The sequence below is a fragment of the Salidesulfovibrio onnuriiensis genome (genome assembly GCF_008001235.1).
Lineage (GTDB): Bacteria > Desulfobacterota > Desulfovibrionia > Desulfovibrionales > Desulfovibrionaceae > Pseudodesulfovibrio > Pseudodesulfovibrio onnuriiensis.
In genome coordinates, this window is record NZ_CP040751.1 from 2600701 (window position 1) to 2614795 (window position 14095).

The window sequence follows — 14095 nt, forward strand, 5'->3', positions numbered from 1 at the left end:
TGTCGCCATGTTGGGCTGGTTTGCCATTGTCGCTTTTTTTTTGCGCTTTTCTCCCTGTTCCGCAGCTCGCTAAGTATCGGCCTTCTTGAGCGCCCCCTGGTCATCGGCCTGTTTTGGGGAGTGTTCAACGGAGACCTTCCCACCAGCCTGTTCATCGCCATATTCTTCGAACTCTTCTGGCTGGACCTCATCCCGGCCGGCACCTTTATCCCGCCCCATCTCGCGGCATCCACCTTTTCCTCCCTGGCCCTGACCACCTGGTTCCAGCTGACCAATCCTTCCCAGATCATGATCGTCATGTTCGCCAGCATGCCCCTGGCCTGGGTCGGAGCGAAGCTAGAAGGCATGATGCGGGATCGGCAGCGCCTCAGCTACAATCGCATGCTGAATTGGGCGCGAAACCCGGTGGACGCCAATCTGCCGGGCATGATCATCCTCCGTTCCATAGCCGCCACGGCAGCCGTTTCCTGGGGGTTGTTCTTCCTCACGATGCTTGTCTTTCAGCAGGCATTCTCCTTCCTTTTCGAAGACTTTCCGGACCTGCTTCTGGCTCTCAAGGTGCAATGGCCTCATCTGTGGATTGCGGCCACTCTGGGCGGGGTCATGGCCCTGCGCGTAAAACGCGCTTATGCAATACTGACTGCGGGAATCGGATTTGTTCTTTTTTTCTCAATCTGGTCCGTATTCACTTGGCAGTCCTAAAAGATTGTGATAATCCGAACATTCTGAAAATGACTTGAATATTTTTGTAGTCAAGCAATTTCATTAATATTTAGGAGGAGTTGAAATGGCTATCGTAGTAGTAGGACACAAGAATCCGGATACCGACACCATCGCTTCCGCCATCGCGGTTGCAGACCTGTGGACCAAGCGTGGCATGGAAGCAAAGGCCATCGCTCAGGGCGAAATCGCTCCTGAAACCGCCTTTGTTCTGGAAAAATTCGGTTTTTCCGCTCCTGAAATCCTGGCCGACGCCACCGATCAAAAGATCATCCTGGTGGACCACACCGACCTGTCCCAGTCCATGGACAACCTGGAAAAGGGTGAACTGATCGCCGTTGTGGACCACCACAAGCTGGGCGACGTCACCACCCCGAATCCCCTGGAAATGTGGGTGTGGCCCGTGGGCTGTACCGGCACCGTGATCAAGTCCATGTACGATTTCTTCGGCGTTGAAATGCCCAAGAACATCGCTGGCATCCTGCTCTGTGCAATCCTGAGCGACACTGTCATGTTCAAGTCCGTGACCTGCACCCCGCAGGACAAGGAAGCAGTGGAAGCTCTGGCTAAGATCGCCGGTGTTGGCGACGTCATGGCTCTGGGCATGGAAATGTTCAAGGTCAAGTCCGCCGTGGATGGCGCTTCCGCCAGCGAACTGGTCTTCCGTGACTACAAGGACTTCGACATGTCCGGCAACAAGGTCGGCATCGGCCAGCTGGAAGTCGTTGACCTGTCCATGCTGGACGCACACAAGGAAGCCCTTCAGGCTGAAATTGAAAAGGTCAAGGCTGACGGACGTCACTCCGTCTTCCTGCTGCTGACCGACATCATGAAGGAAGGCTCTGAAATGCTGATCGCCTCCGACGACGCTTCCGTTGTCGAAAAGGCATTCGGCAAGGCTCCCGAAGGCAAGTCCATCTGGCTGGACGGCGTCATGAGCCGCAAAAAGCAGGTTGCTCCGAACTTCATCAAGGCCTTCGAAGGCTAGTTCGCAACCGGCTGAAAAGCCTATGCTCGGGCCCGCTGGCATCATGCCGGCGGGCCTTTTTTATGCCAGAGCTTATTATTCCTTTCGTCATCCATCGCATCGGAGCCATCTATGTCCTTGCTTGCCTTGACGAAAGGCATACAATACCACCATGCGGAAAACATGTGAGAATCAGGGCCTTCACATTTCCCGGGACTGTACGGAATGCGGGGCTTGCGTTAAAAATTGCGCCTTTCTGGAGGAACGGGGGACTCCCAAAAGCATTGCCGAGACGGTTCTGTCCGGCAGCCTTTCTTCCAGCATCGCCTTTGACTGCAGCCTATGCGGACTGTGCGAAACTATTTGCCCGGAGAAGTTGTCCATTACAGCCTACTTTCTGGAGATGCGCCGACAATGCCAGCAGGACGGTTCGGTGGACATGCGTCCGTACAGGCCGATTCTTCAGTACGAAAAAACAGGACACTCACGCCTTTTCGCCCATTACGACATCCCCGAAGGCTGCGACACTGTCTTCTTTCCGGGCTGCACCTTTCCCGGCACCAGACCCAAAACGACCCAGGCCTTTTTCAAGACCCTTCAAAAGCATGTACCCACTGCGGGTATCGTACTCGACTGCTGCCACAAACCTTCCCATGATCTGGGGAGACAGGATTATTTTGAAAGCCGTTTTGCGAGGATACTGCAAAAGTTGCGTGAGCATGACATAAAGCGAGTCATTGTGGCCTGCCCTAATTGCTACAAGGTTTTCAGGGAGTATGGACAGAAGCTGAAAATACAATCCGCCTACGAATTTCTGGCGGAGAAGGAAACCCCGGACATAGCCGCCCCCGATGTACTGGATGTAGTTATCCACGACCCGTGCCCCTTGCGAAATAAAAAGGGCATACACAAAGCAGTACGTTCGCTTGCCACCTCTCTGGGGTGCGGATGGGAGGAAGCCCGAAACAATAAACGGCGCACCCTCTGTTGCGGGGAGGGCGGTTCTGTCCCGTTCGTCCGCCCGGACCTTGCGCTCCGCTGGAGCAGGCGGCGTGTCGACCAAGCCGGGGGCAAAACCATTCTGACCTATTGCGCGGGGTGCACCGTCACTTTGTCCCGCCTGGTCCCAACGGTCCACATACTGGACATGCACTTTTTCAGGGACAGCATTCTTTCCGGGACATTCAAGCCGCTCCGAGGTCTCGCAACCTACCTGGCCAGGCTCTGGCTCAAATTGCGACTTCTGATCAGGCGAGCATAAAAAAAGCCCCGCGGCATAAACCTCGGGGCTTTTTCATTTCTGATGAATCGAGAATCAAACCAAGCCGTGCTCCTTGAGCATGGCATCCAGCTTGACATCGGTTTCCGGGGTAACCGGAAGCATGGGAAGTCGGAATTCGAGGTTCTTGAAAATTCCCATCTTGTACAAGCAGGTCTTCACGGGCATGGGGTTGGTTTCGAAGAACATGGCCCGGTTCACCGGCGCCATCTTCAGGCTCAGATCCAGGGCTGTTTCCATGTCCCGCTTTTCAAAGGCGGAGCACATGTCGGCCATTTCGCCGGGCATGATGTTGGAAATGACGGAAATGACGCCACAACCGCCCACGGCAAGAAGGGGCAGCACCGTGAAGTCATCCCCGGACATCATGTCGAAATCCTTGCCGCATTCTTCAATGACCTCGGCGCACTGCTTCAGGTTGCCGGTGGCTTCCTTGATGCCGACCACTTCGGGAACCGCATCCTTGATGCGCTTCAGGGTCTCGGGAAGCAGATTCAGGGCAGTACGGCCCGGAACATTGTAGATGATGATAGGCATGGACACTTCGGCGGCAATGGCCTTGAAATGTTCCACCAGACCGGCCGGAGTCGGTTTATTGTAATAAGGCGTAATCAGGAGTGCACCGTCCGCCCCGGCGTCCTTGGCCATCTTGGTCAGTTCAATGGCTTCCTTGGTGCTGTTGGAACCGGCCCCGGCAATAACCGGAACACGTCCCTTGGACTGTTCCACGCAGATACGGATGACCTCTCCCTGTTCCTCGTGGGAAAGGGTGGCCGCTTCACCGGTGGTTCCGCATGGCACCAGCCCGTTTATGCCTTTTTCTATCTGCCATTCAATGAAATCCCTGTAATTCGCTTCATCGACTGCGCCGTTCTTGAAGGGGGTCGATAGGGCGGTAAAAGCTCCGCTGAACATTTGCACTCCTCCTTAGTTGTTGCTCAGGTCGACATTGCTAAATATTTTTTCAATTTTCAAGCTATCATAATAGCGATTATCCAACACGACGAGGGTGGAAAGAACGTTTTCCGATGGAATCCAGACAAAATCTCCCTCTTGGGGCCATTTTAGTATCTCTACCTGATTGATGGCCTTGCCCTTGTCATAGGAACGTACATACAGCAGACGGCCATCAAGCATGACCTGACCGCGAATACCGGTTCCGCTGCCGCTGCCGAACAAGAGGTGCGGAGCATCCTTGGGCTTTCTGGCCAAATATTCCCGCTCGGCCACAATGCCCCAGTCGCACAGGCCGATCACGAGGTCGCCCTTTTTTCGCGCTTGTCGCACTGACCTGGCTATCTTTGCAAACGTGCCGTCGTCCGGCATGTCCGAATCCTTGGGCAGGGGAGGGAAAACCACGACCTCCACCTTTTTCCCGTTTTCAAGCACGAGTTCACGGCAAGCGCTTTGCTCATAGGTCGCCCAAGGCGCAGGAGGCACGACTCCGGCCTCCTCAAAGGCAGCCGCTTCCCTGCGGGTGAGCAGGGCGGCATCGTACCCCAGAAAGACATAGGCCCTGGCCATGGCTTCGAGCAATTCCGCCCCGGGCTGCGGGCCCGCACGGTGGGTAAACTCGAAACCGCCTGCAATCTTCAGGGTTGGTGCATCGGACTGATATACGTCCTTAAAAAAAGTAGCCCGCCGGGCCACGCCTCCGAGAGTCTTGTTCCCTCAGGACGGGCAGGGGCGGACTATGCCATACGTATTGGACGTATAAAAGATATTCAGCACGGAATCAGCTCTTGCCATTGCCGGGAAAGCCGACGCAATGGCAAGAGCCATCAAAAAAAGAAGCCGAATCATTCTTAATCGTTTATAAACTCTTTCAGCTCTTTACCGGGGCGGAAGAAGGGCAGTTTCTTGGATCTCACTTCAACCACGGAACCGGTTTTGGGGTTACGCCCAGTGTAGCCTTCATAGTCCTTGATCTTGAAGCTGCCGAATCCGCGAATTTCGACGCGGTCACCGCGAAGAAGGGCTTCCTTGACGGAATCCACAAAGGCGCCAACGATCTTGGTAGACTCGTCCACATGCAGTTTTTTCTTTTCCGCCAGAGCTTTGATCAGTTCGCTCTTATTCATGGCTTCCCCCAGTAGGTTAAATGTAAACCGCCGGTTTTCACCGGGCTTAGAGACTCGATAAAATGATTATCTCTATAATCTTCACTAACTATGCCGAAAAAAAACTCTTTTCGTCAAGCCCCTTTCTTTTTTAATCAGGAAAATCTTTCAGCACGGGGCGGCCGGCAATACGGGCCCGGTTGTCCTCACGGTAGCGCATGAGCTTCTGCGCCAATGCTGTAATATCCTGAGAAGCCGGCGACTTGGGAGCAAAACTCATGAGCGGACGCTGCTTCCTTACGGATTCGATCAGGTTGTTATCCTGCCGCACATGACCGAGATTTACCAATTCGATACCCAGGAAATTCTGGCATGCGGCGTTGAGCCTGTCGAAGGTCGTCTTGGCTTCCGAGGATGAAGTGGCCTGGTTGACGATGACCAGGAAATCCTTGACCCCATGCTGGGTGGCCAGCACCTTGATTACCGCATAACTGTCCGTCAGCGACGTGGGTTCCGGGGTGACGACCATGATCCGCAACTGGGTAATGCTGGCAAAGGCCATGACCGTATTGCTGATGCCCGCGCCCAGGTCCAGCAGCAGAAAGTCGTAGTCCCCGGCCAGGGAAACCAGCTTCTTGAAAAGAATGTCCTGCATGTCCTCGTCCATCTCCACCAGCTCGGGAACGCCGCTGGTGGCGGGCAGAATATCCAGGCCGTCGTCTTCGATGGGCACAAGCACGTCGTCCACGGGCGCGTCGGAACGCAGCAGGTCCTGCAGGTTCTTTTCCGGGGAAATGCCGAGCAGAACGTCGAGGTTGGCAAGCCCCAGGTCACAGTCCATAAGCATGGCCGTCTTGCGAGCCTGGTACAGGGCGTAGCCGAGGTTGAGAACGATGTTGCTTTTACCGACCCCGCCCTTGCCACTCAAAACGGCAAGACTCAATGTATTGTTCTTGTTGGTCATCTGTCTCAGCTCCCACTATTTACCAAACAGGAATTGCTTTTCATTGGCCTGAACCAGGGTTTCCTGGGGCACCAGATCGATATCGGGAATCCTGGAAACCAGAACCTGGTCCTTCCCCTGTTCCTTGGCCTTGTAAAGGGCTTCATCGGCAAGATCGATCAACTGTTTCACATCCATGTCCACGGTTCCCTTGTAACAGGTAAGTCCGACTGAGCAGGTGACGGAAAACGTTTCGCCCTCCGGACTTTCGAACCGCTTGTTGCGGAACTCCTCCAGCAGACGGTTGAGAACCCGCTTGGCCTTCACCAGGCCGGTGCCGGAAAGAACAAGCGCGAATTCCTCGCCCCCCAGGCGCGCAGCCAGGTCATAGCGCCGCGTGGTCTGGAACACCTTGCGGGAAAAGGCCACCAGCACTTCGTCGCCCTTGGTGTGGCCGTAGGTATCGTTGACCTGCTTGAAGTCATCCAGGTCGATGATGGCAAGGCTCACGGAAGTTCCCGCCCGACGCGAACGCTCGATCTCGATGTCGAGAATCCGGTCAAAGGCGCGACGGTTGGCGAGCCCGGTGAGGGGATCGTGATCCGTCTGGTAGGACAGGCGCTCCATGGTTTCCTGAACCTGCTTGAGGTGCGGGTAGGCGTCTCCGTCTATGGGCAGAGTAAGCCACTGCTTGAGGTCGTGCCTGCGGGAGATGTCCTCCCACTCGGTCATGGAGATTCCCGGAAAAAGACGAAAAAGGCACAGGGCCGGTTCCGGGTCGAGCTTGAGACAATACTCATTGGCCCGCGTACACAGTTCTTTCTGCAACGAGTTGAGTTCCATGAGGACTTCGTGCTCCAGAATCTTTTCGCTAATGTCTGTTTTCGGCATGGGCATGCAAGAGGTAGTTGCGGATCAGTTCGTCGAGATTCCCGTCCAGGACGTCGTCGACGCTGCTGATCTCGGTGTTGGACCGGTGGTCCTTAACAAGCCGGTACGGCTGCAACGTGTACGTCCGTATCTGGCTTCCCCAGGCAATGGCCTCCTTGGAGGCATAGTCCTGCTTGCGGTCTGCATCCAGTTTCTGCTGTTCCAGCTCGTACAGGCGGGCCATGAGCACCTTCATGGCCGACTGCTTATTCCTGATTTGCGACTTCTCGTTCTGGCACTGCACCACGATGTCCGTGGGCAGATGGGTGATGCGCACAGCCGAGTTGGTCTTGTTCACATGCTGGCCGCCCGGGCCGCTGGAACGAAACACGTCAATGCGCAAGTCCTCGTCGCGTATGTCGATTTCAATTTCTTCCGTTATATCGGGATAAACGTCAACCGAGGCAAAGGAAGTATGCCTTCTTCCGGAGGCATCGAAGGGGGAAATACGGATCAACCTGTGTACCCCGGCCTCGCACCGAAGCTGTCCGTAGGCGTAAAATCCCTCAATCTGCAGGGTCACGCTCTTGATGCCGGCCTCGTCACCGGGAAGCAAATCCAGCACCTTGACGGAAAGGTTCTTGCGCTCGGCCCAGCGGCGATACATGCGCAAAAGCATTTCGGCCCAGTCCTGGGATTCCACGCCTCCGGCACCGGGATGAATTTCGAGAATGGCGGGGTTCTTGTCCTTGGCATCCCTGAACAGGGTGGCCATTTCGGTCGAGTTGAGCTTTTCCTCGAAAATCTGGAGTTGGTCGCTCAGGGCGCCCAGGGTTTCCGCCCCACGGTCCTCTTCGGCCAGCATGATCCAATCTTCCAGGTCGCTCTTGGCCGTGGTCAGCTCGTCGTAGCTGGACAGCTTGTCTTCAATCTGACTTTTTTCCCGCAAAAGCGGCGTCAGGGCGTCGGGCTTGTCCCAGGCACCGGGCTGGGACAGCTCGTGCTCAATTTCCTTGAGACGGTCGGATATGTCCGAATAGTCAAAGACGCCCCCAAAGCGTCTGAAATTGTTCAAGGAGTTCGTTGGAACGATTTTTCAATTCAGGATATTCAAGCATTGTAACTATATTTTTCTGTTAGGAATTCTTTGTCAGGGTATTCGTTTTCTTGCGACGTGAAATGATAATCCACGCAAACCACAGCAGGGTGGAAACGGCCAGAACCGGCCCAAGCCACGGTTGAATCTTGTGAAACACCGTGACGCCGGAAACCGCCCGCACCGTGCCGTTCAAAAAGACCGGAACAAACTGGGGCGCAATGCTGTCGAAACGTCCCAGGGGGTCAATGAACGCAGTGATGCCGGTATTGGTGCAACGGGCTATCCAGCGCCCCTGTTCAAGGGCGCGCAGGGCCGTGAGCGCCAGATGCTGCATGGGAGCCGCCGTTTCCCCAAACCATGCATCGTTGCTGATGTTTACAAGCAATTGTGCACCGTTGGCAACCTGCTTTTGTGCAAGCTCGGGGAAAATGGCTTCGTAGCAGACCAGAACACCGAAAGGAACATCCTTGACCCGGATGGGCTCATTGCCGTTGCCGGGCTTGAAGTTGCCTGCCGCCTGCACCAGTTTCTCAAAGGGCATGAAGTCCTCAAGGGGCATGTACTCGCCAAAGGGCACCAGGTGTTCCTTGTCGTACTTGCCGGTGTCCATGCCCTCGCCATCCACCAGAAAGGCACGGTTGAAAAGGACATAGCGGCGTTTCGCCGGATCCGTGACCTTGTAGGCGGGAGCTCCGGTAAGAATGGCGGTTCCGGATTTGCGGGCAAATCTGCGCACGCTCCGGCCATAGACCGTATCGTCCTGAAAATAGAAAGGCATGGCCGTTTCCGGCCAGACCACGAGATCCGGCTTGCCCTTGAGAATACTGTCCCGGCTCAATTCCATGTAGGAGGTGACGGTTTTGGTCTGGTATTTGGGATTCCACTTAAGGCTCTGGTCCACATTGCCCTGGACAAGTCCCACAATAAATTCCCTGCCTTCGGGCGCATAGGCCTGGAGACGATAGACACCGAAACCGCAAATGATCATGAGCAACGCCACGCCCAGAAGAGTGGCGCCGCGAATGGTGCTGTAGAGCAGGGCGGCCACGGCCAGCATCACGAAAAGACCGGAGAGCGCATAGGCCCCGATCACCGAGGCCAATTGGGTAAACACGGGCCAGGGCACAAATGCAGATGCAAGGTTCATCCACGGGAATCCCGTGAACATCACGCCCATGAGCTGTTCCATGCAGGTCCAGAGCATCCCGGCCAGCACGCAAAGGAGCACCCCATCCACCCGGCGTCCGGCATGGTACATGGCCACGCAGAACCCCGCGTAGTACAGGCCGAGAGCGCCTCCCGCCAGCACAGGGCAGGGCAGGGCCACATACCAGGGCAGATTGCTGTAGACGGCGACCGGCACCACCATCCAGTACAGACACCCGGTGCAGGCCAGGGTTCCGGCCAACCAGCCCGTAAAAAAGGCGCGCTTCCAGGAATAGGCACGGAAGGCTATCCAGGAAAGCCCCAGGGGAAAGGCGAGCGCAAGAACGGGAATCTGGAAAAGCTGGTTGGCGAATCCCAACCAGGCCCCAAGAACGGCTATGAGAATGAGATATGGCACGTGTCTTATTCTTTTGAAACGGATTGTGTGGGCAAGGCCTGCACATGAATAAGGCTGATCTGCTTGGCGTCGGCCTCGCGCACCGTGAACCTGCGGCCTTCCAGGGTGAAGAATTCGCCCTCGTGGGGGATTCGCCCGGCCATTTCCGTCAGGTATCCGCCGATGCTGTCCACCTGCTCGGAATCAAGGTGGATGTCGAACTCTTCCTCGAGGTCGTCGAGCATGACCCGGCCGGAAATGAGCAGGGAGCCGTCCTCGAGCACCTCAATTTCGTCCGGGCGTTCGGCATCGTATTCATCCTGAATCTCGCCCACAATTTCCTCGAGGATGTCATCCAGGGTCACCAGGCCGGAGGTGCCGCCATACTCGTCCTGCACAATGGCGATATGCACGCCGTTGGCCTTGAACACGTTGAGAACCTTATCAAGGGTGGCGGTTTCCGGGATGAAAAAGGGAGGGCGCAGCAGACCGGAAATGGGATCTTCGGTCCTGCCCTCCAGCAATGGAGTCAGCAGGTCCTTGGCATGGACCATACCCACGATCTGGTCCTTGCTTTCCCGATAGATGGGAATGCGGGAATGAGCATCGCCGCCGGTGATCGTCTCGGCGACCTGGCGTATGGTGCTTGCGACATCCGCGCATTCCATGTCGATGCGCGGAACCATGACTTCCGTGACCAGCTTTTCATCGAGATCCAGCACGTTGAGCAGCATGTCCAGCTCATCGCTCTCAATCTCGCCCACATCCTTGGCCTCAAGGATGTGTTCTTCAAGATCTTGCCCGTTTTTTTTGAATATTTGTTTGAAAAGATTACGGAATCGACTGTCAGAGCCTTCGTCCAAGGCTGTGTCTCCTTGTTGGTTGATGCGGGAAAAACCCTGCCATGCAGGGTAATTATTCGTATTATCCTGTAGTAATATCTATGCAGCGGCCCCCGCGATGTCAATAGAGAGGCGGTCCCGGTATGTTACAGAAGGCCGTTTTTCTTGAGATGAACCTCGAGGCAGGAGATGGCTGCGGGAGTGATGCCGGAAATACGGCTGGCCTGGCCGAGGGTCATGGGCGCAACGCTCGTGAGCTTCTCGACCGCCTCGCGCGTCAGCCCGGCAATGGAGGAATAATCGGTATCCTCGGGCAGGGGAACGTTTTCCAGCTCCCGGAATCGCTCCACCAGTTCCTGCTGGCGAACCAGATAGCCTTCATAGCGAACCTGGGTCTCCGCCTCCAGCAGTACGGCTTCGTCGATCCCTTCCAGAGAGCCGTGCAAAGCACCCAGACTGTCGATGGTCACCTGGGGTTGGCGGAGAATCGTGGCCAGGGTCACAGCCTTGCCCGGGATGGATGCGCCGATGGCCTCCAGCTTGGAACGCGTCTCCACATCCGGACGGACCTGGGTGCTGTTGAGCACGTCCAGGGTCTCGTCGAGCTGCCTTTTCTTGGCCGAAAACATGGCCCACTGTTCATCATCCACCAGCCCGAGTTCACGGCCGATGGCCGTGAGGCGCAGATCGGCATTGCCCTCCCGGAGCAAGAGGCGGTGTTCGGCGCGGGAAGTGAACATACGGTAGGGCTCGCGGGTCCCCTTGGTCACCAGGTCGTCCACGAGCACGGCCATGTAGGCCTGGTCCCGGGAAAGCAGGAACGGTTCCCGCCCTTCCAGGGCGCAGAACGCGTTCAGGGCAGCCCACAACCCCTGGGCCGCAGCCTCCTCGTAACCGGAGGTTCCGTTGATCTGCCCGGCAAGATACAAACCGGGCAGGACCTTGGTTTCCAGGGTCGGTTTGAGCTGTGTGGGAGGGGCATAGTCATATTCGATGGCATAGCCCGGCCGCACGATCTGGGCGTTCTCCAGGCCCTCCACGGTGCGCAGCATCTTCTTCTGCACGTCCAGAGGCAGGCTGGTGGGAATGCCGTTGGGATAGACCTCGGGGTGATTGAGCCCCTCGGGCTCGATGAAAATCTGATGCCGTTCCTTTTCCGGGAAACGGGCCACCTTGTCCTCGATGGACGGGCAGTAGCGGGCTCCGGTGCCTTCGATGACCCCGGTGAACATGGGCGAACGGTCGAAACCGCTGCGGATGATCTCGTGGGTGCGCTCGTTGGTGTAGGTCATGTAGCAGGGCAGCTGCGGCAGGGGCACTGTCCTGTTGCGGAAGCTGAAGGGCTTGGGCGGATTATCGCCAGGCTGCACCTCCATCCTGTCGAAATCAATGCTGTCCTTGAGCAACCGGGGCGTGGTGCCGGTCTTGAGGCGTCCCAATTCCAGGCCCAATTCCCGCAGGCTATGGCTCAGGTTGTCGGCTGCCGCCTCGCCCAGCCGTCCGCTGGAAAAGTTGGTCAATCCGACATGGATGAGTCCGCGCAGGAACGTGCCGGTGGTCAGAAGCACGCTGCGGGCCTCGAATTCCTCGCCCAGGCGGGTTTTCACGCCACAGGCGCGGCCGTCGCGGGTCATGACTGCCTGGGCCGTGTCCTGGCGGACCCAGAGGGTCTCCTGGCTGAAAATATCCCGCTGGACCACCCGCAGGTACTCGGCCCGGTCTATTTGTGCCCTGGAGGCGCGCACGGCAGGCCCCTTGCGGGTATTGAGAATGCGGAACTGGATGCCCGCGGCATCGGCCCACAGGCCCATCATGCCACCGAGGGCGTCGATTTCCTTGACCATATGCCCCTTGGCAAGCCCGCCGATGGCGGGATTGCAGGAAAGCTGGCCGATGTGGTCGACATTGATGGTCAGGAGCAGCGTCTTGAGCCCGAGACGCGAGGCAGCCATTGCTGCCTCGCACCCGGCATGACCCGCACCGACCACAATGATGTCGAATACGTCAGGAAAGGGGGCTTTTTTCCACATTCTCGCTTTTACTCCTAGGCCATGAGCATGTGCGCCATGACCTTGGCGTCATTGACGGTGGCCGCCAGAGACGCCCATTCATTGGGCTGGTGCGCCTGGTGCATGAGGGTGGCCCAGACAACGGCGTCGAACCCATGCCTGCGCAGGAACGCGGCAACAGTCCCACCGCCCACGCCGGCGGGCCTGCCGTCCTTGCCGTAGATTTCCTTCACTCCGGCCATGACACGCTGGACGATTTCGCTTTCCACCGGGGTGGCGGGGGCGGCCGTTTCCATCTGCACGACCTCGTCCGAAATCTTCACGCCGTACTTTTCCTCAACCTCGCGGCCATAGCCCCGAATGGTTTCCAGAATTTCCTCGAGGTCATAACAGGCCAGCACGCGCGCATCCACGTAAAACACGTCGCGGCCGGGCAGGGTGTTGATGTTTTCCACGTTGGCCTCTTTCTTGGTGGGCTCGAACGTGGAAAAGGCCGGGTCGAAAAGTTCGTCGCGGGCGTCGTATTTTTCATAGAGCTGGCGGATCTTGAGAATCATCTCGGAACAGGCCACCAGGGAGTTGTTGCCCTGTTCCGGGGTGGAGGCGTGACACTGCCGGCCTTCCACGATGACCTTGAGCCAGAACATGCTCTTCTCGGCCACTTCCAGAAAATCGGATGTGGGTTCGCCGAAATCCGGCACCAGGAACAGGTCGTCCCTGGAAAAGACATCCGCATGCTCCTTGACCACATACCCGAGTCCGTATTCGCTGCCGGTTTCCTCGTCGGCCACGAACATGAGGCCGAGGTTGATCTCCGGGGTGATCCCCAGATCAATGAGCCCCTTGGCCAGGCACAGGGAGGAAGCGAGCCCCTGCTGGTTGTCTTCCACGCCGCGGCCGATGATGCGGTCGCCGTCGCGGACCAGGGTATAAGGATCGGTTTCCCACAGGGTACGGTCTCCCGGAGGCACCACGTCGATGTGCGCAATGATCCAGAGAGTCCTTTCCGTATTCTTTCCGGGGATGACCGCCACGATATTGGGACGGTAGCCGCAGGGCACGCGGTCATCGGGAGCCTTGTACTCCCGGATGTCCTTGATACCCAGATCCTTCAGGTGATCCTTCAGGAAATCGGCCTTGTCCTTTTCACCAACACCGTCATTGTCCGGGCTGAGAGCGGGGATAGAGACGAGCTTGGACTGGAGTTCAACGATGTAATCGCGCATGCCTTCGATGGCATCATAGAGCTGGTGCATGGGGTACCTCCGGAAAAGAAAACGGCGTACGGCCCGAGGGACGCACGCCGGATTCGACAAGTTGTTGGCGAAAATCGCCGAAATCAACCAATAAGCGACTAGCGACCGCGAGCTGCGCGCTTGGAAGCCTTGAGCGGGTTGACCTTGGTCTTGCCTTCGCTGTCCACGGTTGCACGGACATGAGTGGCGAAGTTGCAGACACCGTGCGCCCACTTGCGCTCGGGCTGAGCGTAGGACGGACAGAAGTTCTTTTCTTCAATGGTGACGATGCGTTCGCAACCATCACATTTCTCAACCACGGGCTCCATGATGACGCCTTTGTAGGACAGACCATCTGCGGTCATGACAGCGCCTTCGAGTGCGGGGGTTTGTCTTTTAGCCATTTAGGGTTCCTCCTTGAAAAAAATAAGCCTTGCGAACCAAGCCGCATGGCGAACGTGTTCATCGTTTGCGTTAAAGCAGAACCGAATATGCTTAGAAACCAGTGATTGTCAAGGGCAAAACAGG

At 56.9% G+C, this 14095-nt stretch carries 14 protein-coding genes; 3 read left to right on the top strand and 11 right to left on the bottom strand.

Going from position 1 to position 14095, the window contains the following annotated elements:
- Nucleotides 1-15 precede the first annotated feature (15 nt).
- The 3 genes from FGL65_RS11755 (at nt 16) to FGL65_RS18770 (ending at nt 2948) form a co-directional block, all read left to right on the top strand.
- Complete coding sequence (locus tag FGL65_RS11755; RefSeq protein WP_147821381.1) at nt 16-702, top strand: PTS sugar transporter subunit IIC; 687 nt, start codon at nt 16-18, stop codon at nt 700-702.
- A gap of 85 nt (nt 703-787) precedes the next feature.
- Nucleotides 788-1708 carry a manganese-dependent inorganic pyrophosphatase gene (locus tag FGL65_RS11760; protein WP_147821382.1) on the top strand — a complete coding sequence of 307 codons (921 nt, stop codon included), beginning with the start codon at nt 788-790 and terminating at the stop codon, nt 1706-1708.
- Between the two features lie 151 nt (nt 1709-1859).
- Nucleotides 1860-2948, top strand: coding sequence for a (Fe-S)-binding protein (locus FGL65_RS18770; protein WP_147821383.1), 1089 nt, complete (start codon nt 1860-1862; stop codon nt 2946-2948).
- Between the two features lie 54 nt (nt 2949-3002).
- On the opposite strand, the gene dapA is transcribed toward FGL65_RS18770, so the two are convergent.
- The 11 genes from dapA to FGL65_RS11820 all read right to left on the bottom strand — a co-directional run bounded on the left by dapA (nt 3003) and on the right by FGL65_RS11820 (nt 13971).
- Nucleotides 3003-3881 carry a 4-hydroxy-tetrahydrodipicolinate synthase gene (gene dapA, locus FGL65_RS11770; protein WP_147821384.1) on the bottom strand — a complete coding sequence of 293 codons (879 nt, stop codon included), beginning with the start codon at nt 3879-3881 and terminating at the stop codon, nt 3003-3005.
- Between the two features lie 12 nt (nt 3882-3893).
- Nucleotides 3894-4769, bottom strand: coding sequence for a UshA-like (seleno)protein family 2 (locus tag FGL65_RS11775; protein ID WP_420705230.1), 876 nt, complete (start codon nt 4767-4769; stop codon nt 3894-3896).
- A gap of 2 nt (nt 4770-4771) precedes the next feature.
- On the bottom strand, nt 4772-5047 hold the full coding sequence (locus FGL65_RS11780; RefSeq protein WP_147821386.1) for an HU family DNA-binding protein: 276 nt from the start codon (nt 5045-5047) through the stop codon (nt 4772-4774).
- 130 nt (nt 5048-5177) lie between these two features.
- Nucleotides 5178-5990 carry a MinD/ParA family protein gene (locus FGL65_RS11785; protein ID WP_147821387.1) on the bottom strand — a complete coding sequence of 271 codons (813 nt, stop codon included), beginning with the start codon at nt 5988-5990 and terminating at the stop codon, nt 5178-5180.
- Between the two features lie 15 nt (nt 5991-6005).
- Nucleotides 6006-6860 (bottom strand): GGDEF domain-containing protein, encoded by an 855-nt coding sequence (locus FGL65_RS11790; RefSeq protein WP_187170373.1) that lies wholly within the window; start codon nt 6858-6860, stop codon nt 6006-6008.
- Nucleotides 6841-7957 (bottom strand): peptide chain release factor 2 gene (prfB, locus tag FGL65_RS11795; protein ID WP_250645474.1). Its coding sequence is split into 2 segments (ribosomal slippage): nt 6841-7881 and nt 7883-7957, totalling 1116 coding nucleotides; the frame shifts between segments, so codons are not numbered across the junction. Before prfB ends, FGL65_RS11790 begins: the two co-directional genes overlap by 20 nt.
- An 18-nt stretch (nt 7958-7975) precedes the next feature.
- On the bottom strand, nt 7976-9502 hold the full coding sequence (lnt, locus tag FGL65_RS11800; RefSeq protein WP_147821389.1) for an apolipoprotein N-acyltransferase: 1527 nt from the start codon (nt 9500-9502) through the stop codon (nt 7976-7978).
- Between the two features lie 5 nt (nt 9503-9507).
- Nucleotides 9508-10245: a hemolysin family protein gene (locus FGL65_RS11805; protein ID WP_348981250.1), complete on the bottom strand. Its 738-nt coding sequence runs from the start codon at nt 10243-10245 to the stop codon at nt 9508-9510.
- Nucleotides 10246-10469: 224 nt separating this feature from the next.
- Nucleotides 10470-12353: a tRNA uridine-5-carboxymethylaminomethyl(34) synthesis enzyme MnmG gene (mnmG, locus tag FGL65_RS11810; protein WP_147821391.1), complete on the bottom strand. Its 1884-nt coding sequence runs from the start codon at nt 12351-12353 to the stop codon at nt 10470-10472.
- 14 nt (nt 12354-12367) lie between these two features.
- On the bottom strand, nt 12368-13588 hold the full coding sequence (locus tag FGL65_RS11815) for a M20 family metallo-hydrolase (RefSeq protein ID WP_147821392.1): 1221 nt from the start codon (nt 13586-13588) through the stop codon (nt 12368-12370).
- Nucleotides 13589-13686: 98 nt separating this feature from the next.
- Nucleotides 13687-13971, bottom strand: coding sequence for a PxxKW family cysteine-rich protein (locus FGL65_RS11820; RefSeq protein ID WP_147821393.1), 285 nt, complete (start codon nt 13969-13971; stop codon nt 13687-13689).
- Nucleotides 13972-14095 lie beyond the last annotated feature (124 nt).

Excerpts from the sequence above, each read along its gene's own strand:
- FGL65_RS11760 (WP_147821382.1), top strand. The coding sequence starts at position 788 with ATGGCTATCGTAGTAGTAGGACACAAGAATCCGGATACCGACACCATC.
- FGL65_RS18770 (WP_147821383.1), top strand. The coding sequence starts at position 1,860 with ATGCGGAAAACATGTGAGAATCAGGGCCTTCACATTTCCCGGGACTGT.
- dapA (WP_147821384.1), bottom strand. The coding sequence starts at position 3,881 with ATGTTCAGCGGAGCTTTTACCGCCCTATCGACCCCCTTCAAGAACGGC.
- FGL65_RS11780 (WP_147821386.1), bottom strand. The coding sequence starts at position 5,047 with ATGAATAAGAGCGAACTGATCAAAGCTCTGGCGGAAAAGAAAAAACTG.
- FGL65_RS11785 (WP_147821387.1), bottom strand. The coding sequence starts at position 5,990 with ATGACCAACAAGAACAATACATTGAGTCTTGCCGTTTTGAGTGGCAAG.
- FGL65_RS11790 (WP_187170373.1), bottom strand. The coding sequence starts at position 6,860 with ATGCCGAAAACAGACATTAGCGAAAAGATTCTGGAGCACGAAGTCCTC.
- mnmG (WP_147821391.1), bottom strand. The coding sequence starts at position 12,353 with ATGTGGAAAAAAGCCCCCTTTCCTGACGTATTCGACATCATTGTGGTC.
- FGL65_RS11815 (WP_147821392.1), bottom strand. The coding sequence starts at position 13,588 with ATGCACCAGCTCTATGATGCCATCGAAGGCATGCGCGATTACATCGTT.
- FGL65_RS11820 (WP_147821393.1), bottom strand. The coding sequence starts at position 13,971 with ATGGCTAAAAGACAAACCCCCGCACTCGAAGGCGCTGTCATGACCGCA.